At 71.2% G+C, this 22,075-nt stretch carries 22 protein-coding genes and 1 riboswitch; of the genes, 3 read left to right on the forward strand and 19 right to left on the reverse strand.

Annotated features, from left to right (window positions below; genetic code table 11):
- The 5 genes from ACPXBU_RS18960 to thiE form a co-directional block, all read right to left on the reverse strand.
- Window positions 1–736 (reverse strand): thiamine phosphate synthase (locus tag ACPXBU_RS18960; protein ID WP_425759020.1); only part of this gene is annotated, 736 nt, incomplete at its 3' end.
- 125 nt (window positions 737–861) lie between these two features.
- Entirely contained in the window at window positions 862–1,641 is a 780-nt protein-coding gene (locus ACPXBU_RS18965) for a thiazole synthase (protein ID WP_393370298.1), read from the reverse strand.
- Complete coding sequence (thiS, locus tag ACPXBU_RS18970) at window positions 1,638–1,838, reverse strand: sulfur carrier protein ThiS (RefSeq protein WP_393370297.1); 201 nt, start codon at window positions 1,836–1,838, stop codon at window positions 1,638–1,640. Before thiS ends, ACPXBU_RS18965 begins: the two co-directional genes overlap by 4 nt.
- Complete coding sequence (thiO, locus tag ACPXBU_RS18975) at window positions 1,829–2,989, reverse strand: glycine oxidase ThiO (protein WP_425759008.1); 1,161 nt, start codon at window positions 2,987–2,989, stop codon at window positions 1,829–1,831. The genes thiS and thiO overlap by 10 nt, the downstream gene beginning before the upstream one ends.
- Window positions 2,983–3,609 (reverse strand): thiamine phosphate synthase, encoded by a 627-nt coding sequence (gene thiE, locus ACPXBU_RS18980; RefSeq protein WP_425759009.1) that lies wholly within the window; start codon window positions 3,607–3,609, stop codon window positions 2,983–2,985. Before thiE ends, thiO begins: the two co-directional genes overlap by 7 nt.
- Window positions 3,604–3,713: riboswitch (TPP riboswitch) on the reverse strand. (Overlaps the previous gene by 6 nt.)
- A gap of 311 nt (window positions 3,714–4,024) precedes the next feature.
- Here thiE and ACPXBU_RS18985 point away from each other — a divergent pair.
- Both ACPXBU_RS18985 and ACPXBU_RS18990 read left to right on the forward strand, forming a co-directional pair.
- Window positions 4,025–9,868 carry a ThuA domain-containing protein gene (locus ACPXBU_RS18985; protein WP_425759010.1) on the forward strand — a complete coding sequence of 1,948 codons (5,844 nt, stop codon included), beginning with the start codon at window positions 4,025–4,027 and terminating at the stop codon, window positions 9,866–9,868.
- Between the two features lie 66 nt (window positions 9,869–9,934).
- Window positions 9,935–10,480: a hypothetical protein gene (locus tag ACPXBU_RS18990; RefSeq protein WP_425759011.1), complete on the forward strand. Its 546-nt coding sequence runs from the start codon at window positions 9,935–9,937 to the stop codon at window positions 10,478–10,480.
- Between the two features lie 251 nt (window positions 10,481–10,731).
- Here ACPXBU_RS18990 and ACPXBU_RS18995 read toward each other — a convergent pair whose 3' ends face one another.
- Genes ACPXBU_RS18995 through ACPXBU_RS19005 form a run of 3 tightly spaced genes read right to left on the reverse strand, consistent with a single transcriptional unit; the run spans window position 10,732 to window position 14,056 of the window.
- Entirely contained in the window at window positions 10,732–11,694 is a 963-nt protein-coding gene (locus tag ACPXBU_RS18995; RefSeq protein ID WP_425759012.1) for an aldo/keto reductase, read from the reverse strand.
- Window positions 11,695–11,730: 36 nt separating this feature from the next.
- A complete protein-coding gene (locus tag ACPXBU_RS19000; RefSeq protein WP_393370281.1) occupies window positions 11,731–13,410 on the reverse strand; it encodes an ABC-F family ATP-binding cassette domain-containing protein in 1,680 nt (559 codons plus the stop codon).
- 40 nt (window positions 13,411–13,450) lie between these two features.
- Window positions 13,451–14,056 (reverse strand): class I SAM-dependent methyltransferase, encoded by a 606-nt coding sequence (locus ACPXBU_RS19005; RefSeq protein ID WP_393370278.1) that lies wholly within the window; start codon window positions 14,054–14,056, stop codon window positions 13,451–13,453.
- A gap of 103 nt (window positions 14,057–14,159) precedes the next feature.
- On the opposite strand from ACPXBU_RS19005, the gene ACPXBU_RS19010 reads away from it, so the two are divergent.
- Complete coding sequence (locus ACPXBU_RS19010; RefSeq protein WP_425759013.1) at window positions 14,160–15,230, forward strand: hypothetical protein; 1,071 nt, start codon at window positions 14,160–14,162, stop codon at window positions 15,228–15,230.
- Between the two features lie 22 nt (window positions 15,231–15,252).
- Here the strand turns inward: ACPXBU_RS19010 and truA are convergent, their stop codons facing one another.
- The 11 genes from truA to map all read right to left on the reverse strand — a co-directional run bounded on the left by truA (window position 15,253) and on the right by map (window position 22,030).
- On the reverse strand, window positions 15,253–16,083 hold the full coding sequence (gene truA / locus ACPXBU_RS19015) for a tRNA pseudouridine(38-40) synthase TruA (protein ID WP_425759014.1): 831 nt from the start codon (window positions 16,081–16,083) through the stop codon (window positions 15,253–15,255).
- 69 nt (window positions 16,084–16,152) lie between these two features.
- Entirely contained in the window at window positions 16,153–16,713 is a 561-nt protein-coding gene (rplQ, locus tag ACPXBU_RS19020; protein WP_393370270.1) for a 50S ribosomal protein L17, read from the reverse strand.
- 34 nt (window positions 16,714–16,747) lie between these two features.
- Window positions 16,748–17,770 (reverse strand): DNA-directed RNA polymerase subunit alpha, encoded by a 1,023-nt coding sequence (locus tag ACPXBU_RS19025; protein ID WP_007465227.1) that lies wholly within the window; start codon window positions 17,768–17,770, stop codon window positions 16,748–16,750.
- Between the two features lie 98 nt (window positions 17,771–17,868).
- Window positions 17,869–18,495, reverse strand: coding sequence for a 30S ribosomal protein S4 (gene rpsD, locus ACPXBU_RS19030; RefSeq protein WP_030489600.1), 627 nt, complete (start codon window positions 18,493–18,495; stop codon window positions 17,869–17,871).
- Between the two features lie 13 nt (window positions 18,496–18,508).
- Window positions 18,509–18,916, reverse strand: coding sequence for a 30S ribosomal protein S11 (gene rpsK, locus ACPXBU_RS19035; RefSeq protein WP_030329919.1), 408 nt, complete (start codon window positions 18,914–18,916; stop codon window positions 18,509–18,511).
- Between the two features lie 87 nt (window positions 18,917–19,003).
- Window positions 19,004–19,384, reverse strand: a complete 381-nt coding sequence (rpsM, locus tag ACPXBU_RS19040; protein ID WP_088950226.1) for a 30S ribosomal protein S13 — start codon at window positions 19,382–19,384, stop codon at window positions 19,004–19,006.
- Between the two features lie 267 nt (window positions 19,385–19,651).
- A complete protein-coding gene (gene rpmJ, locus ACPXBU_RS19045) occupies window positions 19,652–19,765 on the reverse strand; it encodes a 50S ribosomal protein L36 (protein ID WP_088952025.1) in 114 nt (37 codons plus the stop codon).
- A gap of 89 nt (window positions 19,766–19,854) precedes the next feature.
- Entirely contained in the window at window positions 19,855–20,076 is a 222-nt protein-coding gene (infA, locus tag ACPXBU_RS19050; RefSeq protein WP_007073013.1) for a translation initiation factor IF-1, read from the reverse strand.
- Between the two features lie 173 nt (window positions 20,077–20,249).
- Window positions 20,250–20,411 (reverse strand): hypothetical protein, encoded by a 162-nt coding sequence (locus tag ACPXBU_RS19055; RefSeq protein ID WP_425759015.1) that lies wholly within the window; start codon window positions 20,409–20,411, stop codon window positions 20,250–20,252.
- Window positions 20,412–20,502: 91 nt separating this feature from the next.
- Complete coding sequence (locus ACPXBU_RS19060) at window positions 20,503–21,054, reverse strand: DUF1707 SHOCT-like domain-containing protein (protein ID WP_393370266.1); 552 nt, start codon at window positions 21,052–21,054, stop codon at window positions 20,503–20,505.
- 124 nt (window positions 21,055–21,178) lie between these two features.
- Window positions 21,179–22,030 carry a type I methionyl aminopeptidase gene (map, locus tag ACPXBU_RS19065; protein WP_393370263.1) on the reverse strand — a complete coding sequence of 284 codons (852 nt, stop codon included), beginning with the start codon at window positions 22,028–22,030 and terminating at the stop codon, window positions 21,179–21,181.
- Between the last annotated feature and the right edge of the window lie 45 nt (window positions 22,031–22,075).

The following is a 22,075-nucleotide window of genomic DNA, read 5'->3' on the forward strand; positions in this document are numbered from 1 at the left end:
CGTTTGTGGTTGCGGTTGAGGGCTGCGGCCGACCGTGCCCACTCCGGGCGGTCAGGCTTGATCCCTGCATGGGCACGGTCGGCCGCAGCCCCGCGCGTGGAGACCTGGGTGAGCCCGCGCCGGGTTTTGGGAGCTTGGGGGTGACCGCCTCGACATAAGCGCTGGTGAGGGCGGTGGCTGTTTCGGTCGGGTCTTTGGCTCGCATCAGTGCGCCCAGCACTGCCACCCCTGCGGCTCCTGCTTGGACGCAGGCGGTTACCTGTTCCGGGGTTTCCACTCCGCCTAGCGCCAGCAGTGGCACGGGGCTGATCCTGATCAGCTTGCGCAGCCCTTCGGTGCCCAGGGGTGGGCCGTAACCCGGTTTCGTTCTGGTGGGGTGGATTGGGGAGACGGTGGCGTAGTGCTCGGTGGTCAGGCGGTTCAGCTCGGTTTCGTCGTGGCAGGAGCGGCCGACCAGGCGGTGGGTCGGCGGCGGGTACGGGCCGGCGGCGGGCAGGTGGACGGCGTCGCCGCCGAGCGGGTCGGGACCGGCCACGACGAGGGTTCCGCCGACGTCGACGAGGATCGCGCGCAGGGCGACGGCGAGGGCGGCGCGCTCGACGCGGGGCAGGTCCTTCTCCCGCAGCACCACCCAGCGCACTCCCCCAGCCACGGCACCCGCGACAACCCGCTCGAGCCCGCCGCGAGCGACACGCCGATCGCTGAGAACGACAACCCCCGACGGCACGGTCCCCAACGAGATCTTGGAAGGAATGTGCCCCTCCAGGGGCGGTTTGCTTCCAAGATCTCCCGGCGGCGGCGCGCCTCCCGGCGGCGGCGCGCCTCCCGGCGGCAGCGCGCCTCCGGGTGGCAGCGGCGCGGTCACAGGTCGGGTCTTCCCTCGTCGGGGGTGGAGGCGAGCGCGTGGAAGCGGCGCTCGATCCGGCCCGCGCCGGCCGCCAGCCGCCCGGCCTCGACCGCGTACCGCATCGCGGTGGCCATCGCCACCGGGTCCGCGGCCCGGGTCACCGCGCTGGCCAGCAGCACCCCGTCGCAGCCCAACTCCATGGCCAGGGCCGCGTCGGAGGCGGTGCCGATGCCGGCGTCGAGGATCACCGGCACGTCGACGCACTGCCGGATGAGCCGGATGTGGTGCGGGTTGCCGACGCCGAGCCCCGAACCGATCGGGGAGCCGGCCGGCATCACCGCGGCACAACCCACGTCGGCGAGTCGGCGGGCGAGCACCGGGTCGTCGCTCGTGTACGGCAGCACGGTGAAGCCGTCGGCGACCAGCTCCTCGGCGGCGCGGAGCAACTCCACCCCGTCGGGCAGCAGGGTCCGCTCGTCGCCGATCACCTCGAGCTTGACCCAGTCGGTGTCGAACGCGTCCCGGGCCAGCCGGGCCACCTTCACCGCCTCGGTCGCGGTGTGGCAGCCGGCGGTGTTGGGCAGCAGCCGTACCCCGCAGCGGTCCAGCAGGTCCAGCAGCCCGCCAGCCGTGCCCGGCGCGGTGTCCACCCGGCGCAGGGCAACTGTGACCAGCTCGGTGCCGGACGCCCGGATCGCCTGCTCCAGCACGTGCAGGTTGGCGGCGCCGCCGGTGCCGAGGATCAGCCGCGAGGTGAACGTCTGCCCACCCAGCTCGAACGACACGCCCCTCACCCGCCCTGCGCCGCGGTGAGCACCTCGACGCGGTCCCCGTCGCGCAGCGCCGTGGTCGCCCAGCCCGCTCGGGGCACCACCTCGCCGTTGACCGCGACGGCCACCCCACGCGGTTGCGGGGCGACGGCACCGACCAGGTCGGCCACCGACATCTCACCCGGGACGCTTCGTCCGGCCCCGTTGACCGTCAACTCCACTGGTCCCCCTTCATCGTCGGTCCGGGCCCGCCGCCGGCAGCCGCGCCGGCGAACCGGTCCGGCCGGAAGGACGCGAGCAGCGGATCGGGTACGCCTGTGCACACCAGGTCGGCGATCAGGTCGGCGGTGACCGGGGTGAGCACGATGCCGTGCCGGTGGTGACCGGTGGCGGCCAGCACGTCCGGTCGGTCGGGCAGCGGCCCGAGGATGGGCGCGTTGTCCGGGGTTCCGGGGCGCAGCCCGGCGACCGCCTCGACCAGGTCGTACTCGGCCAGCTCGGGCAGCAGGTCGACGCCGGCGCGGAGCAGACGTTGCACGGCGCCGGCGGTGACGGTGGTGTCCGAGCGTTCCTCGACAGTCGCGCCGAGCACGACCTCGCCGTCGGGTCGGGGCACCAGGTAGACGGGTTCGCCGTCGGCGTACCCCCGGATCACGTGCCGGAAGCCCGGCGCGACGCCGCCGGGCGCGCGGAGCCGGAGGATCTGGCCCTTCACCGGCCGCACGGGCAGGCCGGTGAGCGCGGCGGCCCCGCAGCCCGTGGCGACCACGGTGATTCGTGCGTCCACGTCGGACAGGTCGGCGACCGCCTGCGGCACCAGCATCGCGCCGGCCCGCCGCGCGGCCGTGCGCAGCGCCGGCACCAGCAGTCGGGGGTCGACCTGGTGGTCGGTGGGCGCGAGCGCGCCGCCGCGCACCCGCGGGGCGAGCGCCGGCTCGCGGTCGCGCAGCTCGCTGGGGCGCAGTGGGGTCACCGGCAGACCCAACCCCTGCTGGTACGCCCAGAGCCGACGCGCCTCGGCCAGGTCGTCGGCGGTCAACCCGACCAGCAGGGTGCCCTCGGTCCGGTAGCCGATGTCGGCGCCTGCCGCTTCGGCCAGCTCGTCGGCGAACGTGGGCCAGCGGGCGGCGGACGCCAGCAGCAGCTCGGTCAGCCGGTGCTCACCGAAGTACGCCTCGGCGACCGGGGCGAGCATGCCGGCGGCCACCGCCGACGCCCCCGAGCCGGGCGCCGGATCGTGCACCACCACCCGCAGCCCACGGGCGGCGCAGCGCCAGGCGATCGCCAGCCCGATCGGCCCCGCCCCGACCACCGCCACGTCCGGCCGGGCCCGGTCGTCCGACGACGCCGACTCCGACCGGCCGGTCAGCACGTCAGGGCCTCGATCAGCGTGGCGGTCGCCCGAGCCGGATCGGCGGCGGCGGACACCGCCCCGACCACCGCCACCCCGTACGCCCCGGCGGCCCGCAGCTCCGGCACCCGGGCCGCGGTCACGCCACCGATCGCGATGACCGGCACGTCGACGGCGTCGGCCACGGCGCGGACCCCGGCCGGCCCGATCGGGTCCGGCAGGCCGGACTTGGTGCTGGTCGGGTGGCAGGGGCCGACGCCCAGGTAGTCGGCTCCCGCCGCGACGGCCTCGTTCGCTGTCTCCGGTGCGCGGGCGGTTGCTCCCAGCACGCCGGTGGGGCCGAGCACCCGACGGGCGGCGGCGACCGGGAGGTCGTGCGCTCCGATGTGCCCGCCGGCCGCGCCCACCGCAAGCGCCACGTGCAGCCGGTCGTTGACCAGGCAGGTCGCGTCGTACGACACGCAGAGCGCCAACACCCGCCGGGCCAGGTCGTACGCCTCGCGGTCGGTGGCGGAGTCCTCGACCCGGACCTGCACCACCAGGTCGGCGCGGGCCACCGCGAGGGCGGCCCGGACCACGGTGAGCGGGTCCCGACCGGGTCGGGTGTCGGTGATCAGATGCAGTCGCCCCAGGGACGGCACGGCAACTCTCCTCCCTGCGCCGGCATTATCCGGATCAGGTTCGACGGTCGGGGGCTGTCAGCCCCCCTCTCAGCCCGGTACACCGGGCTCCCGTGGGTTACTTGCGTGTCACCGTACGACAGATCCGTCGGTCTGCCAAGGCGAGGTTCGGCGGCGGCCGGCGGGTCGGAACGCACCGTATCGAGCTAGATCTGTGGGGTGGTTCCTGCGGTCCTGTTCGGAATGTCGCCTGCCGTTGCAGAACCGTTACCCGCCCGCATCTTGCCGGACATCGAGCCAGTCGAATTAATTTGTTTAGCGATTCGACAAAATGTCGGTGGGGGCACCTTGGCAGGGTGTGACCACCGGCTCCATCAGGGACGGCCTTCGGCGAGCCGACTCCCGCGATCTCCGTCACTACGACACAGGAGGCGGCGTGTCCCGTTCTCGTCGTGCCCGCGTACCAATCACCGCAACCCTCATCTCCCTGGCCCTCGCCTCGACGACCCTGTTCAGCACGCCCGCGCAGGCAGCGCCGGCCGCCGCACAGGTCCCCCCACGGGAGGCAGCGGCCGGAACCCCGGTCACCCAGGTGGCGCCGAAGGCGCCCCAGAAGGCCGCCGACGATCCCTTCTCGGTCCTGGTCTTCTCCAAGACCGCCGGCTTCCGGCACGACTCCATCCCCACCGGTGTCGCCGCCATCCAACAGCTCGGCGCCACAAACGGTTTCACCGTGGACACCTCCGAGGACGGCGCCGCGTTCAGCGACGCCAACCTCGCGAAGTACAAGGCCGTGATCTGGCTCTCCACCACCGGTGACGTCCTCAACGCCGAGCAGCAGGCGGCGTTCGAGCGCTACGTGAAGGCCGGCGGCGGTTACGTCGGCATCCACGCCGCGTCGGACACCGAGTACAGCTGGGCCTGGTACGGCGACCTGGTCGGCGCGTACTTCGCCAACCACCCGCAGAACCAGCAGGCCACGGTCAAGGTGGAAGACCACGCCCACCCGTCCACCGCCGAACTGCCGGACCGCTGGTCCCGGTTCGACGAGTGGTACAACTTCCAGACCAACCCGCGGCCGGACGTGCACGTGCTGGCCAGCCTGGACGAGAAGAGCTACACCCCGGGCGCGGGCGCGATGGGCGCCGACCACCCGACCTCCTGGTGTCAGGACTTCGACGGCGGTCGCTCCTGGTACACCGGCGGTGGGCACACCCGGGAGTCGTACGCCGAGCCCGAGTTCCTGTCCCACCTGCTCGGCGGCATCCGGACCGCGGCCGGTGTCCAGGACGCCGACTGCGGCGCCACGAAGACCTCGAACTTCGAGAAGGTCTCCCTGGACAGCAACACCAGCAACCCGATGGAGCTCGACATCGCCCCCGACGGGCGGGTCTTCTACATCGAGCGCGACGGCCGGGTGCAGATCATCAAGCCGGACACCGGCAACACCGTCACCGCCGTCGACCTGGACGTCTTCACCGGCAACGAGGACGGTCTGATCGGCATCCGGCTCGACCCGGACTTCGCCACGAACAAGTGGGTGTATCTCTACTACGCCCCGAACGACAACGTCACGCGCAACCTGCTGTCCCGGTTCACGGTGACCGGCGACACCATCGACCTGGCCAGCGAGAAGCAGGTCCTGCGGGTCGACACGCAGCGCAACACCTGCTGCCACGCGGGTGGCAGCATGACGTTCGACAGCGCCGGCAACCTCTACCTGGCCACCGGTGACAACACCAACCCGTTCGAGTCGAACGCGTACGCGCCGCTCGACGAGCGGCCGGGCCGCCAGGACTACGACTCGCAGCGCACGTCGGCGAACACCAACGACCTGCGCGGCAAGGTGATCCGGATCCACCCGGAGGACGACGGGACGTACACCGTTCCGACGGGCAACCTCTTCGCTCCGGGCACCGAGAAGACCCGTCCCGAGATCTACGCGATGGGCTTCCGCAACCCGTTCCGGATCGGCACCGACCCGAAGACCGACACGCTGTACGTCGGCGACTACGGGCCGGACGCCAACGCGAACAACCCGGACCGGGGCCCCCGCGGTCTGGTCGAGTGGAACATCGTGACCCCCGGCAACTACGGCTGGCCGTACTGCACGGGGACGAACGAGGCCTACAACGACTACACGTTCCCGTCCGGCCCGAGCGGCGCGAAGTTCGACTGCGCCGCGCCGGTGAACAACTCGCCGAACAACACCGGCCTGACCAACCTCCCCCCTGTCGTCCCGGCCACCGTCGACTACGGCTACGCCGGTGACGCGCGGTACCCGGAGATCGGTGGCGGTGGCGCGCCGATGGGCGGCCCCGCCTACCGGTACGACCCCAACCTCAACTCCACCCGCAAGTGGCCGGCGTACTACGACGGCAAGGCGCTGCTCGGCGAGTGGAACCAGAACAAGATGTACACGATGCAGGTGACCGCCGACGGCAAGTCGCTTGTGGACATCAACCAGTTGCTCACCGGGATGAGCATGATCCGGCCGATGGACTTCGAGTTCGGCCCGGACGGCGCGCTGTACCTGATCGAGTGGGGCAGCGGCTTCGGCGGCAACAACGACAACTCCGGCATCTACCGGATCGACTACACCGCCGGTGACCGCGCGCCGATCGCGGCGGCGTCCGCCAACCCCACCTCGGGTCCGGCACCGCTGGCTGTCACCTTCTCCAGCGCCGGCTCCCGGGACCCGGACGGTGGCGCGCTCACCTACGCCTGGGCCTTCGGCGACGGGCAGACCTCCACCGAGGCGAACCCGACGCACACCTACGCGACGGCGGGCAACTACACCGCCCAGCTCACCGTGACCAACCCGAAGGGCCGTACCGCGGTGGCCAACGTGCCGGTCACCGTGGGCAACACCGCACCGACGGTGACGATCGAGTTCCCGCCGGACGGTGGCTTCTTCAACTGGGGCGACCAGGTCAAGTACACGATCAAGGTGACCGACCCCGAGGACGGGGAGATCGACTGCGCCAAGGTGAACCTCCAGGTGCTGCTCGGTCACGACGAGCACGCCCACCCGCTGGAGCAGCACACCGGCTGCACCGGCACCGTCCAGACGTCGCTCGCCTCCGGGCACGGCGCCGAGGCGAACGTCTTCGCGGTCTTCGAGGCCACCTACACCGACGAGGGTGGTGCCGGCGGCGCCGGTGCGCTCACCGGTCGGCAGATCGAGATCCTGCAGCCCAAGCAGAAGCAGGCCGAGTACTTCACCGCCACCGGGCGGACGCCGGTGAGCACCGGCGGCGGAGACGCCGGCGTGCAGCGTGAGGCCGGGGCCGACACCGCGGGTGGCGGCCAGAGCATCGCGTTCATCGAGGACGGTGACTGGTGGTCGGTCGCTCCGGCGGACCTGACCAACATCACCGAGATCCGGTTCCGGGCCGCCTCGGCCGCCGCAGGCGGTCGGATCGAGGTCCACGCGGGTGCTGTCGACGGACCGGTGGTCGCCACGGCAGTCGTGCCGTCGACCGGTGCGTGGCAGACGTACACGGACGTGAGCGCGCCGGTCACCGGTGCCGCGAGCGGCTCGCTGTTCTTCGTGGCCCGCGACCCGAACGGCGGAACGGGTTCGCTGTTCAACGTCAACTGGATGGACTTCGTCGGCCGCGGTGTCACCGAGAACGCGCCGCCGGCGGTCAGTGCCTCGGCCACCCCGGCCACCGGCACCGCGCCGGTCACCGTCGCCTTCGACGGCACGGCCACCGACGCCGAGGGCAACACCCCGCTGACGTACGCCTGGGACTTCGGTGACGGCGGCTCGGCGACCACCCTGGACGCCAGCCACACCTACACCAACCCGGGCACCTTCACGGCCACCCTCACGGTGACCGACAGCTTGGGCGCCAAGGCGTACGCCACGGTGCCGGTGCGGGTGGACGCTCCGGACACGTCCTGCTTCGGGGCGCGCTCGGACGACTTCAACGGCAACAGCCTCGACAAGGCCCGCTGGACCAGCGTGATCCGGGAGAACCAGCTCTACTCGCAGAGTGGCGGCGCGCTGCGGCTGCCCACCGGCGTGGGTGACCTCTACGGGGCTCGCAACGACGCCACGAACCTGGTGCTCCAGGCGGCGCCGACCGGCGCCTGGGAGATGACCACGAAGGTCACCCTCCCGGTGACGGCCAACTACCAGCAGGCCGGCCTGCTGGTGTACGGCGACGACGACAACTACGCCAAGGTCGACCTGCTGTACAACGGCAGCCGGCGGGTGGAGTTCATCCGGGAGACGGCCGCCACGCCGCGCAACGAGGCCGCCGACGCCACCAACGCACCGGCGGGTGACACCGTGTACCTGCGGATCACCAGCGACGGGACGAACCTGACCGCGTCCGCCTCGGGCGACGGGCAGACCTTCACCCCGGTCGGCCGTTCGGCCGCGCTCGCCGGCATCACCAACCCGCGGATCGGCGTCTTCGCCCTCAACGGAGGCACCGAGGCGCCTGTTGTCGACGCCGCGTTCGACTCGTTCCAGGTCACGCCGGACGCTCCGGCCGGCCCGGTCGACCCGTCGGACGAGTTCACCGGCAGCTCGCTGGACAAGTGCCGGTGGGACGCCATCACGCGGGAGGACCCGGCCGGTTACCGGGTCGCCGATGGCGCGCTGCGGATCGACGTGCCCAACGGTGACATCTACGGCACCGACAACACCGGGCCGAAGAACTTCATCCTCCAGACCGCGCCGTCCGGCGACTGGACCCTGGAGACGAAGGTCGACGGCAGCCTGCTGAACGAGCAGTACCAGCAGGCCGGTCTGCTCGTGCAGGCGGACGACGACAACTACGTGAAGTTCGACTTCATCGCGGACAACCAGGCCGGCCAGGCGGTGACGCGGCGGATCGAGTTCCGCAGCGAGATCGCCGGGGTGGTGCAGAACCCGCAGCCCGAGGCCACCAGCCTGACCTCGGCGGTGTGGCACCTGCGGCTGGCCCGCACGGGCAACACGTTCACCGCGTCGTACTCGGCGGACGGGACGACCTGGACCGCGTTGGAGGCACTTACCAACAGCGCGGTCGGGGCCACCCCGAAGGTCGGGCTGTTCACCCTCGGCGCCAACCAGACGGCGTCGAAGACCGCCTCGTTCGACTACTTCCGGCTCAGCACGGAGGTGGCCGACGAGACCGCGCCGGTCACCACCGCGGCGGTTTCCGGCACCCCGACCGACGGGTGGTACACCGGGCCGGTGACGGTCACGCTCACCGGCGCCGACGAGGCTGGCGGTAGCGGTCTCGCCGGTACGGAGTACCAGCTGGACGGGGCGACCGCCTGGACGGCGTACACCGCACCCGTGGCCATCAGCGGTGACGGCGAGCACACGCTGCGGTTCCGCTCGACCGACAAGGCCGGCAACGTGGAGGAGACGAAGACCGTCTCCGCCAAGATCGACGCCACCGCGCCGGTGACCACTGCGACGTTCGCTCCGGCGAACGACGCCGGCTGGCACAACGGGACGATCCCGGTCGTGCTGACCTCGACCGACGCCGGTTCCGGCGTGAAGACGGTGGAGTGGTCGCTGGACGGTGGCACCTGGACGCCGTACACGACTCCGGTCGAGGTGACCGGTGACGGGCAGCACGAGCTGCTGTTCCGCTCGACCGACAAGGCGGGCAACGCCGAGACGCTCAAGTCGGCAGTGCTGCGCATCGACGGCACCAAGCCGACGCTGCTGGTGTCCGGGATCGCCGACGGCCAGCTCTACGGAGACAGCCAGGACGTTCGGGTGTCCTGGCAGGCCGTCGACCCGACCTCGGGCATCGCGACTGTGGTCGGCACGTTGGACGGCCAGGCGTACACGAGCGGCACCCTGCAGGCCATGTACGAGCTGCCGCTCGGCCTGCACGAGCTGACCGTGACCGCGACCGACAAGGCGGGCAACCAGACCACCTCGGCGGTCCGGTTCTTCGTCACCACCTCGTTCCGGGACATGCAGAACCTGCTGGACCGGTTCAAGGCGACGGGTCGACTGTCGGCCAAGGCGCACAAGCAGTTGACGGCGAAGCTCGACGCGGCCCGTCAGGCCGAGGCGGCCGGCAACGACAGCAAGGCGATCAAGCAGTTGACCGCGTTCCGCACGCTCGCCGCCGACGCCACCCTGGTGGCCGAGGCGGAGGTCCGGGACGTCCTCGTCCGGGACACCGACGCGATGATCGTTCGTCTCGGCGGCGCGGCCAGCAAGGCCGGCGTCAAGGCGAACGACGGCGAACCGGTCAAGGGCACCGGGCGGCTCGGTGGCGACGCCACCCGGCTGGCACCCGGTCGCCAGCTCTGATCCGACGAGGCCCCTCCCCGACGCTTCGGCGTCGGGGAGGGGCCTCCCTCATTCGTAGTCGAGGAGATGTCCGTGACGGTTATCCGCAAGGTGTTGGCCGCCGTGTTCGCCGGCCTGGCCCTGACCCTGCTCTCCGCCGCCCCGGCGGCCGCCCGGGCCGACAAACTCAAGCTGACGGTGGCCGGCGACGGGGCGGAGGGGGTCACCATCCAGGCCACCTACGCCGATGGCCGGCGGCTCGACCGGGTGGTGCGCCTGGTGCTCACCGCCACCGGCCCGGACGGGCAGAAGGTCGGGCCGGTGCAGTTGGAGCCGCAGCCCGAGGGGCAGGGCTTCTACAGCAGCGGACCGGTGCTCAGCGCCGGCACCTGGAAGGTGCAGGTGGACTCCCCCGCTCCCCTGCCGGGCAAGGCCACCGCCACGGTGCAGGCCCGTGCCGCGCAGTCTCCGCCGGTGCCCAAGCCGGTGGCGGTCAACAAGCCGGCCGACGGCGGTAGCGGGGCGGGTGCCGGCTGGTGGCCGTTCGCGGCGGCCGGCCTCGTGCTGGTCGCCGCGGCGATGGGGGCGGCCATGCTGTTCGGCCGCCGCCGCACCAACACGCCGAACGACTGACCGACGAACACACCAGCGCCACAACCGGGCCGGGCCGCGACAAGCGGCCCGGCCCGTCGCGGTCCAAGCGGCCCGTGATCGACTCGGCCCGAGCGGCCCGTCGCCGCCCAAACGGCCCGTGATCGACTCGGCGTCCTTGAAGTCGGGCCTTCCAAGGCCGCAGGTGACCCCGACTTCAAGGAACGCGAGTGGATCACCGAGCGGCGCACGCGGCCCTCCCGGACCAGGCCAGCGCACGCGCCGTACCTCGGTCAGAGGATGGCGCGCAGCGCCGCCAGGTCCTCGTCGCTCGGCTCCCAGGTGCCGGCGGCGGCGTTGGCGCGTACCTGCTCGGGCGTGGTGGCGCCGGCGATCACCGAGGTCACCGCCGGCTGGGCGGCCAGCCCACCGATCGCCACCTGGAGCATGGTCAGACCCCGCTCGGCCGCGTACGCCTCGATCGCCTCGATGGTGTCCCAGTCGGCCGCGGCGAGCCGCTCCGCGTACCGGCCACCGCCGGACAGCCGGCTGCCGGCCGGCGGCTGCGCCTCGCGCTTGTACTTGCCGGTGAGCAGCCCGTTGGCGAGTGGGAAGAACGGCAGCATGCCGAGGCCGAACCGCTCGCAGGCCGGGATGATCTCGGTCTCCACCGAGCGCTCCAGCAGGCTGTAGTGGTTCTGCGCGCTGATGAAGCGGGCCCGGCCGTTGGACGAGGCGACCCAGTCCGCGTCGGCGATCTGCCAGCCGGCGAAGTTGGAGTTGCCCAGGTAGCGCACCTTGCCGTCGCGGACCAGATCGTCCAGGGCGGCGAGGGTCTCGTCGATCGGGGTGCCCGGGTCGGGCTCGTGCATCTGGTAGAGGTCGATGTGGTCGGTGCCGAGCCGGCGCAGCGACGCCTCCACCGCGCGGGCGATGTAGCGCCGCGAACCGCGGGCCCCGAAGTCCGGCCCGTTGAGGCCGAACATGTCCATGCCGAACTTGGTGGCCACCACCACGTCGTCGCGGCGCCCCTTGAGGGCCTGCCCGAGCAACTCCTCGGAGCCGCCCTGCGGCTCGCCGTAGATGTCGGCGGTGTCGAACAGGGTGATCCCGGCATCCAGTGCGGCGTCCACCACGGCGCGCGTGCCGTCGAGGTCCAGCTTCCGGCCGAAGTTGTTGCAGCCGATGCCGACCACGGACACCACGAGCCCGGAGTCGCCCAGCCGGCGATAGGTCATGTCAGTCACGCGATCCACCCTATGCCGGTCGGCCGCAGCGGACCCACGGACCGGTCAGCCCACGTCCCAGACCGGCTCCGGGGTCTCCACCACCTCGCTGTCGCCGCGGAACAGCACGAACCGGTCGAAGGATCGGGTGAACCAGCGGTCGTGGGTGACGGCGATGACCGTCCCCTCGAACGCGTTCAGGCCCGCTTCGAGGGCCTCCGCGCTGGCCAGGTCGAGGTTGTCGGTGGGCTCGTCGAGCAGCAGCAGCGTCGCCCCGGACAGTTCCAGCAGCAGCACCAGGAACCGGGCCTGCTGACCGCCGGAGAGCGTGCCGAAGCGCTGGTCGCCCTGCGCGGCCAGCTCGTAGCGGCTGAGCACCCCCATCGCCGCCTGCCGGTCCATCCCGGTGCGGTGCTCGTCGCCCCGCCAGAGGATCTCGACGAGCGTCTTCGACATCAGCTCCGGCCGGTCGTGGGTCTGGGAGAAGTGCCCGGGGCGGACCCGGGCGCCCAGCCGTACCGTGCCGTCGTGCGCCACCGGCGCGAGCGCGCCGGCCCCGTCGACCGGCCCGTTGGCCGGGTCGGGGTCGGTGCCACCCCGGGCCAGCAGCCGCAGGAAGTGCGACTTGCCGGTGCCGTTGGCGCCGAGAACCGCCACCCGATCGCCGTACCAGATCTCCAGGTCGAAGGGGTAGGTCAGGCCGTCGAGTTCGAGCTGCTCGCAGATGACCGAGCGCTTGCCGGTCCGCCCGCCGCTGAGCCGCATCCGGATGTCCTGGTCCTTCGGGGGTACGGGCGGCGGCCCGGCCTCCTCGAACTTGCGCAGCCGGGTCTGCGCGGCCTGGTAGCGCGAGGCCAACCCGTCGTTGTACGCCGCCTTCTGCTTGTACATCAGCATCAGCTCGCGCAGTTTCTGGTGTTCCTCGTCCCAGCGCCGACGCAGCTCGTCGAGGCGGGCGTGCCGGGCCACCCGCGCGGAGTGCCAGCTCGCGAAGCCGCCCGGGTGCACCCAGGCGCTGCCACCTTCGACGGCCACCACCCGGTCGGCGCTCTGGGCCAGCAACTCCCGGTCGTGCGAGACGTAGAGAACCGACTTGGTCGACTCGCGCAGTCGCGCCTCCAGCCAGCGTTTGCCGGGCACGTCGAGGAAGTTGTCCGGCTCGTCGAGCAGCAGCACCTCGTCCGGGCCGCGCAGCAGCAACTCCAACGCGAAGCGCTTCTGCTGGCCGCCGGAGAGGGTACGCACCGGCCGGTCCCGGACGGCGTCCCAGGGCTTGCCGAGCACGATTGTCGCGACGGTGTCGAAGAGCACCTCCGCGTCGTACCCACCGGTTTCGCCCCAGGCGCCGAGCGCGTCGGCGTACGCCAGCTGGGCCTTGCCCGCGGCGTTGCTGAACTTGCCGTGCGCCTCGGCCGCCCGCATGGCCGCCTCGGTCTCGCCGAGCCGGCGGCCGGCGGCCCGCAGCGGCGGCGGGGCCAGGGACAACGCCAGGTCGGCGAGCGTCGACTCGTCGCCGATCATGCCGATGAACTGCCGCATCACGCCGAGGCCACCGGACCGGGCGACCGTGCCGGTGCGCACCGGCAGGTCACCGGCGACCATCCGCAACAGTGTCGTCTTTCCCGCGCCGTTCGGACCGACCAGGGCGACCTTGCTGCCTTCACCCACCCGGAACGACACGTCGGCGAAGAGTTCCCGACCGTCGGGCAGGATGTGCCCGACCGCTGCCACATCCACGTATCCCACGCCGGGATCCTGCCCCAGTGAGGGCGGGAGGGACATCCAATTACCGGGTGACCCGCAGCACCCGGAAGCCCTTCTGGCTGGCGTACCGCTCGACCTGCCAGCTCTGCTCGGTGAGCCAGCGTTGCAGCGAGTCGCCACCGAGGTGGCGGGCGACGACAAGCCAGCCGACGCCGTCCGGTGCGAGTCGGGGCAGCCAGCGCAGCAGCAGCTCGTGCAGCTCGTCCTTGCCGATCCGGATGGGTGGGTTGGACCAGATCTGGGCGAACCGGGTGTCCGCCGGCACCTCGTCCGGGGCGCGAACCCGGATTCGGTCGGCGGCGTCGACCCGGGCCGCGTTGGCCGCGGTCAGCTCGCGGGCGCGGGCGTTGACGTCGACCGCCCAGACCGTGCTCGCCGGTGCCAGGTCGGCCAGCACGCACGCGATCGGGCCGAACCCGCAGCCGAGGTCGAGCAGGTCACCGGCGGTGTCGGCGGCGGGCAACTCGGCCTTGCGCAGGAGTACGCCGGTGCCCGGGTCGAGGCGGCTGGCGGAGAAGACGCCGCCGGCCGAGACGAGCCGGTAGTCGCGGTCGGCGACGGAGAACTCGACCTCGCGCGGCGGAGCGTCGCTGGCGGGCTGAGCGGTGAAGTAGTGGTCGCCGGTCACGCCGGCAATTCTCGCACCGGCCCGGGCCGACCATGACGCGACCCACGCGCACATTTCCCCGATATTACCCCCTAAAGGGACATTCGCTCTTACTCTGGGCGACATGGTGTATCGGTACGAGTCCGATGAGGACGCTTTCGAGGAGTACCCGGAGCCCGGGTCCGACCTGTCGGTGTTCGGCGCCGGTCCGCCCCCGCCGGCCGGGCCCTCTCCGTCCCGCTTCCCCGCGCCGTCGCTGCCCCGGGCGAACCAGCTCGCACTGCCGTCGACGCAACCACCGCCGACGCGTGCCGACATTCCGCCGGCTCCGCCCCGCAGCCAGGTCTACACCTCCGCCACCGCCTCGGAGCCCGGTGCCCGCCGTGGCAGCGGCCGGCTGTGGCAGGTGCTGATCGGCGGCGCGGCCGTCCTGGTGCTGCTCGCACTCTGCGGCCTCGGCGCCGCCGCGCTGCTCGACGAGCGCGACGGGCAACCGGCGGCCGAACCGACATACCAGCCGAACGCCACGCCGACGTCCGCCACGCCGGAACGGCTCGCCCTCGACTCCCGGGAATCCGACCAGGCCCCGCTCACCGCCAAGGAACTCTTCCCCGGCAAGGAGCTGAAACTCACCTCCGGCCAGCCGAGCTACCAGGTGCTCAAGACACAGTCCAGCGGAAGCTGCGCCGTCGCCACCACCGGCGAGGTCGCCGAACTGCTGGCCCTCCTCGGCTGCAACCAGGTCGTCCGGGCCACCCTGCGTACGCCCGACGGCGCCCACCTGGTCACCGCCGGATTGTTCAACCTCACCGACCGGGCCAGCGCGGAACGGGCCCGGGACCGGATCCGCCCACTCCTCGACGAGCGGCAGGGCCGCTTCCGTGGCCTCACCGCCGGCGACGGCGACGGCACCGACGTGCTGGCCAGCGCCCCCGCACGGGTCGGCTGGCAGGTGCGCGGTCACTACCTGGCGTACGCGCTCGTCGTCCGCGCGGACGGGGCGGCGATCAAGGCCGGCGACACCGCGGTCCGCGAGATCCTGTTCGACATGATCGACCTGCACCTCAGCCGGGGCGTCCTGCAACAGCGGGCCGACGGCGGCACCGCCGCCCAGCCGACACCGGAACCCACCACCGCCCAGCCCACACCGGAACCCACAGGCGGCAGCGGCGACGGCGACCTGCCCGGGGAGTGAGCCCCCGCCGCGCCGTCGGCCCTCAGCCCTCGATCGGGACCCGCAGTCGACGGGTGAGGTCGGCCCGGCGGGCGTACTCGGACGGATCGGCGGGGTAGCCGACGGCGACCAGGGTCAGCCCGCGCGCGGGAGCCACCGTCACCTCGCTGGAACGGTCCTGTCGGGTGAGCAGGCTGCCCGGCCACTCGACCGGGCGGCGACCGTCCCCGGCCACCAGCATCGCCCCCACCAGACTGCGCACCATCGCCTGGCAGAACGCGTCGGCCTGCACGGTGGCGACCAGGATGCCGTCCGGATCACGGCGCCAGTCCAGCCTCGTCACCTCGCGCAACGTGGTCGCGTTCTCCTTGCGCCGGCAGTACGCGGCGAAGTCGTGCTCGCCGACCAGGCCGGCCGCGGCGGCGTTCAGCGCGGCCAGGTCGAGCGGCTTCGGCCAGGCCAGCACCTCGTGCCGGCGTAGCGGCTCCGCGCCGAAGGGCGCATCGGTCACCCGGTACTCGTAGCGCCGGAAGGTCGCCGAGAAGCGGGCGTCGAAGTCGGCCGGCACGTCGGTCATCGCGCGGACACGCACGTCGGTCGGGAGCAGCCGGGCCAGGCGTCGCAACAGCCGCCCCTCGTGCTGCCGCCACACGTCGACAGGCAGGTCCAGGTGGCAGACCTGCCCGGTGGCGTGGACTCCCGCGTCGGTTCGCCCGGCGACCGTCAGGCCGGTGACCGTGCCGGCACCGAGGACCAGGTCCAGGGTCTCGACGAGCACACCCGCGACGGTGCGCCGGGTCGGCTGGGCGGCCCAACCGGAGAAGCCCGTGCCGTCGTACGAGACGTCCAGCCGCAGCCGGATCCGCTCGTCCACCTCGTACCTCCTGTTACGGATCGAGCCCGGCACCCCGTGAGGGGTGCCGGGCCCGAACGACGCCCGAAATCAGGCCTTGTTCTCCTCGGTGGCGAGGTCGCTGTCCTCGCGCGCCGCAGCGGTGTCACCGGACGCCGACACCGGCGCCTCGGAGTCCTGGTCGGCCGAGGCCGACTGCGGAGCCTCGTCGGCCGGGGCGAGCGCCTCGACCTTGTCCTGCTGCGCGGCCTTGCGGGCGGCGGTCTTCTTGTTCACCTTGGGCTCGGCGACCTGAAGCTCTTCCACCAGCTCGATGATGGCCATCGGCGCGTTGTCACCCTTGCGCGGACCGGTCTTCACGATCCGGGTGTAACCGCCGGGGCGGTTGGAGTACCGGGGCGCGATCTGGTCGAACAGGGCGTAGACGACGTCCTTGTCCTTGACGACACCCAGCACCCGCCGCCGCGAGGCGAGGTCACCGCGCTTGGCCTTGGTGATGAGCTGCTCGGCCAGCGGGCGCAGCCGCCGGGCCTTCGTCTCGGTGGTCTGGATCTTGCCGTGCTGGAACAGCGCGGTCGCCAGGTTGGCGAGCATCAGCCGCTCGTGCGAGGGGCTGCCGCCGAGGCGGGGGCCCTTGGTGGGCGTGGGCATTTTTGGTGCTCCTCAGTTGTGGCGGCAGCGCGGACTAGAGCTGCTCGGTCTCGCGGTAGTCGTCGGTGTCGTAGTCGGCCTCGCCGAAGGTGTCCACGACGTGCGCCGGGTCGAAGTTCGGAGCCGAGTCCTTCAGCCCGAGACCCATCCCGGCGAGCTTCATCTTGACCTCGTCGATCGACTTCTGACCGAAGTTGCGAATGTCGAGGAGGTCGGCCTCGGTACGCCCGATGAGCTCACCAACGGAGTTGATGCCCTCGCGCTTGAGGCAGTTGTAGGAGCGGACGGTGAGGTCCAGCTCCTCGATCGGCAGGGCCAGGTCCGCCGCCAGCTGGGCGTCCTGCGGGGACGGCCCGATGTCGATGCCCTCGGCGGTCTCGTCCAGCTCCCGGGCGAGCCCGAACAGCTCCACGAGCGTCGAACCGGCGGAGGCCAGCGCGGTACGCGGACCCATCGACGGCTTGGTCTCGACGTCGATGATCAGCCGGTCGAAGTCGGTGCGCTGCTCGACACGGGTCGCCTCGACGCGGTAGGTCACCTTCAGCACCGGCGAGTAGATCGAGTCGACCGGGATCCGGCCGATCTCCGCGCCGGACTGCTTGTTCTGCGCCGCCGTCACGTAGCCCCGGCCCCGCTCGACGGTCAGCTCCATGTCGAGCCGGCCCTTGCCGTTGAGGGTGGCGAGCTTGAGATCCGGGTTGTGCACCGAGACGCCGGCCGGCGGCTGGATGTCGCCCGCGGTCACGTCGCCCGGGCCCTGCTTGCGCAGGTACATGCTGACCGGCTCGTCGTGCTCGGAGCTGACGCACAGCTCCTTGATGTTCATGACGAGCTCGACCACGTCCTCCTTGACACCGGGGATCGTGGTGAACTCGTGCAGGACACCGTCGATCTTGATCGAGGTGACGGCCGCGCCCGGGATCGACGACAGCAGCGTACGCCGCAGCGAGTTACCCAGGGTGTAGCCGAAGCCCGGCTCGAGCGGCTCGATGGCGAACCGCGACCGGGTCTCGTTGATCGACTCCTCGGAGAGGGAGGGTCGCTGGCTGATGAGCATCTTTTCTCTTCTCTTCCGGGGCGCCCGCTATTTGACGCCCACGACACAAACTGTTCCGGTGGCCCGCCCCGAAGGACGGGCCACCGAACGAGCTCGGACTACTTGGAGTAGAGCTCGACGATCAGCTGTTCCTGGACCTGCGTGTCGATGACCTGCCGGGCCGGGAGGGAGTGCACGAGCACCTTCATCTGGCTCGGGATGGCCTCAAGCCACGCCGGAACCGTCTTCGAGCCGGCCTGGGCCTGCGCGACGATGAACGGGGTGAGCTCCTTGCTCTTGCCCCGAACCTCGATGATGTCGTGCTCCTTGACGCGGTACGACGGGATGTCGACCTTCTTGCCGTTCACCGTGAAGTGACCGTGCTTGACCAGCTGGCGGGCCATGTCCCGCGAGTGGGCGTAGCCGGCCCGGTAAACGACGTTGTCCAGCCGCGACTCGAGGATCTGCAGGAGGACCTCACCGGTCTTCGCCTGCTTGCCAACGGCTTCCTCGTAGTAACCGCGGAACTGCTTTTCCAGCACGCCGTAGACACGACGGGCCTTCTGCTTCTCGCGGAGCTGGAGCAGGTACTCCGTCTCCTTCGTGCGGCCGCGGCCGTGCTGCCCGGGCGGGAACGGCCGGGACTCGAACGGGCACTTCGGACCATCGCACTTGCTGCCCTTGAGGAACAGCTTCATCTTCTCCCGCCGGCAACGGCGGCAGTCTGCACCGGTGTAACGAGCCATCTCTCTCTACCTCTCAGACCCGGCGACGCTTCGGCGGACGGCACCCGTTGTGCGGCTGCGGGGTGACGTCGGCGATCTGCCCGACCTCGAGGCCCACGGCCTGCAGCGAACGGATGGCGGTTTCCCGGCCGGAGCCGGGGCCCTTGACGAACACGTCGACCTTGCGCATGCCGTGCTCCATGGCGCGACGCGCGGCAGCCTCGGCGGCCAGCTGCGCGGCGAACGGAGTCGACTTGCGGGAGCCCTTGAAGCCCACCTGGCCAGCGGAGGCCCAGGAGATGACCGCACCGGTCGGGTCCGTGATGGACACGATGGTGTTGTTGAACGTGCTCTTGATGTGCGCCTGCCCGTGGGCGACGTTCTTGCGTTCCTTGCGCCGGACCTTCTTGACAGCGGCTCCGGCACGAGCCTTCGGTGGCATAAGTCTGTGCGCTCCTAGTTGACTTTCCGGATTGGGTTGCGGCCTGACCCACCTCGGTGGCGGCCGACCCCGTCATCCGGTCAAGAACTACTTCTTGCCGGGCTTCTTCTTGCCGGCGACGGTCCGCTTCGGGCCCTTGCGGGTCCGTGCGTTGGTCTTGGTCCGCTGGCCACGCACGGGCAGGCCCCGGCGGTGCCGGATGCCGGCGTAGCAGCCGATCTCAACCTTGCGGCGGATGTCAGCGGCGACCTCGCGGCGCAGGTCGCCTTCAACCTTGTAGTTGCCCTCAATGTGGTCGCGGAGCTGCACGAGCTCCTCGTCCGTGAGGTCCCGAGCGCGCTTGTCCGGCGAGATGCCGGTAGCGGCGAGTGTCTCCTGGGCGCGGGTGCGACCGAGCCCGAAGATGTAGGTGAGCGCGATTTCCATCCGCTTCTCGCGGGGGAGATCCACGCCGACTAGACGTGCCATGTGCGGGCGTACTCCTCGTGATGTGTGGCGGAGGTGTGGACCCGTCCCGTCCCGCTACCGGCCGTCCCGTCTTTCCGACGCGGTGAGCGCCGGCGACCGGGATCGGTCGCTGCCCGAGCGGGCCCCGGCCTCCGACCGGGGGTCAGCCACGAAGGAGTACGACTCGCGTACCGCTCGCGGCTGGGACGAGCATGTGTGATGTGTGTGTCGCTGAGGATCCGCCTGGACCAACGCCACCCGGCCGGTGTTACGGCCGGACGGGCTGAGTCAGCCCTGGCGCTGCTTGTGGCGCGGGTCGCTGCAGATGACCATGACCCGGCCGTGCCGGCGGATAACCCGGCACTTCTGGCAGATCCTCTTGACGCTCGGCTTGACCTTCACGGTTGCCTTACTTCCCATCTGGCCCGGGGCCGCGGTGCGCGACGCCGGACGTCGAAGACGGACACGGGACTTCCCGGCCGCCGTCAGGACTACTTGTAGCGGTAGACGATGCGCCCGCGGGTCAGGTCGTACGGCGAGAGTTCGACGACGACCCGGTCCTCCGGAAGGATGCGGATGTAGTGCTGCCGCATCTTGCCGCTGATGTGAGCCAACACCTTGTGGCCGTTCGCGAGCTCCACCCGGAACATGGCGTTCGGCAGGGGCTCGATGACCCGACCCTCGATCTCAATGGCTCCGTCTTTTTTCGGCATGTCCTCCGCTGTCCTGACGTCGATTGCTCCGGGCGGCCCACAACGTCTTACACGGAAATCTGATCAGAATCAGAAGACCGCGCCAGCCGCGGCTCCAGGTCCCACCGAAGCGCAGGGTGGGCATGCCGGAGTGGACGCTGTGCGCCGATCTGAAAGTGTACGCCGGCCTGCGGTCACCCGCCAAACCGGCCACCCACCAACCGCGCGCCGCCCCACCGGACCCCACCCCCACCCCCGGTCCAGACCCACCCCACCCCGCCCCCGCCGCCGTTGCCGCCGCCGTTGCCGCCGCCGTCGATGCCGCCGTTGCCGCCGTTGCCGCCACCGTTGATCATGAGGTTATTGCCACGACACGCCGGGAGCGGTGGCAATAACCTCATGATCAACAGGGTGGGGGGGCGGGGTGGGGTTGGGGTTGGGTGGGGTTCAGGGGGTTGGTGGGGTGTCTTCTGGTTTGATGGCGCGCTTTGCTTTTTTGCGCTCTCGGCGGCGTTGGCGCTTGATGGCCTCACGCTGGGGCTCCTTCGCGGCCAGCCCGGAAACCGTACGGATCACCAGCACCGCACCCCAGGGCCCCGCCACCCAACCCGGCCAGAAGTAGAGCAGATCCTGGCTGAGCAGCGACGTCATCGCCCAGATGGTCACCACGATGGCGATCACCCGCAGGTACGGGAACCACACCTCAGCCAACCAGCGGGCCGTGACGCCCCTGGTGAAGGCCGGAGCGAGCTGGTCGTCCAGCGGGCCCACGGTCTGCCCGCCGGCCATCGCCAGGCCCGACATCTGCGCCGGCGCCACCGGGGGCAGGTCGGTGAGCAGGGCCTCCAGCTCGGCGTACGTGCGCGCCGCGTAGGCCCGCTGCACCCGCTCGTCGTACTCGTGCAGGTCCAACCGGCCCTCGCCGAGGGCGACCCGCAGCCGGTCGGCAACCACCTCACGGTCCGCGTCCGCGGCCCGCATCTCGTCGCGCCCGTCCATGCCGGCAAGCATGCCACCGCCGCGCCAGTCCCGTCCGACCCGGGAACCCGGTCGATCATGACGTTATAGCCACCGTTCCCGGCGTGTCATGACGACAACCTCATGATCAACGCGCGGCGGGGGGTTAGGGGGTGGTGGAGGCGGCGGGTTGGCGGGCGGTCACCAGGTCGCCCAGTCGGGCGCGGCCTCCGTCGAAGGCCGTGAGCACCCAGACGCCGTCGGGCAGCAGCGCCATCGAGTGCTCGACGTGCGCCGCGATCGAGCCGTCCCGGGTGACGACCGTCCAGCCGTCGGCCAACTCGACGGTACGCGGGGACGCCATCGTGATCATCGGCTCGATGGCCAACGCCATGCCGGGCACCAGACGCGGGCCCTTGCCCGGCCGGCCGTGGTTGAGCACGTGCGGGTCCTGGTGCATCTCGGTGCCGATGCCGTGCCCGCCGTAGCCGTCGACGATGCCGTACCGGCCGCCCTTGCGAACCGCGCTCTCCACCGCGTGCGAGATGTCGGTGAGCCGGCCCTTGCCGCTGGCCGCGCCACGGGCGGCGGCGGCGATGCCGGCCCACATGGCGTCCTCGGCGACGTCGGCCATCTTCAGCAGTGCCGGGTCGACGTCGCCGACCCCGACGGTGATGGCGGAGTCGCCGTGCCAGCCGTCCAGCACCGCACCGCAGTCGATGGAGATCAGATCACCGGCCTGAAGCACCTGCTTCGGCGACGGGATCGCGTGCACGATCTGCTCGTTGACCGAGGAGCAGATCGACGCCGGGAACCCGTGGTAGCCCTTGAACGACGGCACGCCACCCGCCTCGCGGATGGTCGATTCGGCGATGGCGTCCAGATCGGCGGTGCTCACACCGGGGGCGACAGCCTCCCGCATCCGGCGGAGCGCCTCGGCGACCACCAGACCGGCGGCGCGCATCTTCTCGATCTGGTCAGGGGTCTTCAGCTGGATGTCCAGCTGGGGACGACGCATGGAGCGATTACCTTTCGTTGCCGAAGAGCGGGGCACGTCTCGCGT

This window comes from Micromonospora sp. DT231 (genome assembly GCF_049847025.1).
GTDB lineage: Bacteria > Actinomycetota > Actinomycetes > Mycobacteriales > Micromonosporaceae > Micromonospora.

Bases quoted from the DNA above. Each gene is read 5' to 3' on its own strand.
- map (WP_393370263.1), bottom strand. From the start codon at position 22,030: ATGCGTCGTCCCCAGCTGGACATCCAGCTGAAGACCCCTGACCAGATC.
- ACPXBU_RS19055 (WP_425759015.1), bottom strand. From the start codon at position 20,411: ATGATCAACGGTGGCGGCAACGGCGGCAACGGCGGCATCGACGGCGGC.
- infA (WP_007073013.1), bottom strand. From the start codon at position 20,076: ATGCCGAAAAAAGACGGAGCCATTGAGATCGAGGGTCGGGTCATCGAG.
- ACPXBU_RS19060 (WP_393370266.1), bottom strand. From the start codon at position 21,054: ATGGACGGGCGCGACGAGATGCGGGCCGCGGACGCGGACCGTGAGGTG.
- rpsM (WP_088950226.1), bottom strand. From the start codon at position 19,384: ATGGCACGTCTAGTCGGCGTGGATCTCCCCCGCGAGAAGCGGATGGAA.
- rpsK (WP_030329919.1), bottom strand. From the start codon at position 18,916: ATGCCACCGAAGGCTCGTGCCGGAGCCGCTGTCAAGAAGGTCCGGCGC.
- ACPXBU_RS19010 (WP_425759013.1), top strand. From the start codon at position 14,160: ATGGTGTATCGGTACGAGTCCGATGAGGACGCTTTCGAGGAGTACCCG.
- rplQ (WP_393370270.1), bottom strand. From the start codon at position 16,713: ATGCCCACGCCCACCAAGGGCCCCCGCCTCGGCGGCAGCCCCTCGCAC.
- ACPXBU_RS19025 (WP_007465227.1), bottom strand. From the start codon at position 17,770: ATGCTCATCAGCCAGCGACCCTCCCTCTCCGAGGAGTCGATCAACGAG.
- ACPXBU_RS18990 (WP_425759011.1), top strand. From the start codon at position 9,935: ATGTCCGTGACGGTTATCCGCAAGGTGTTGGCCGCCGTGTTCGCCGGC.
- rpsD (WP_030489600.1), bottom strand. From the start codon at position 18,495: ATGGCTCGTTACACCGGTGCAGACTGCCGCCGTTGCCGGCGGGAGAAG.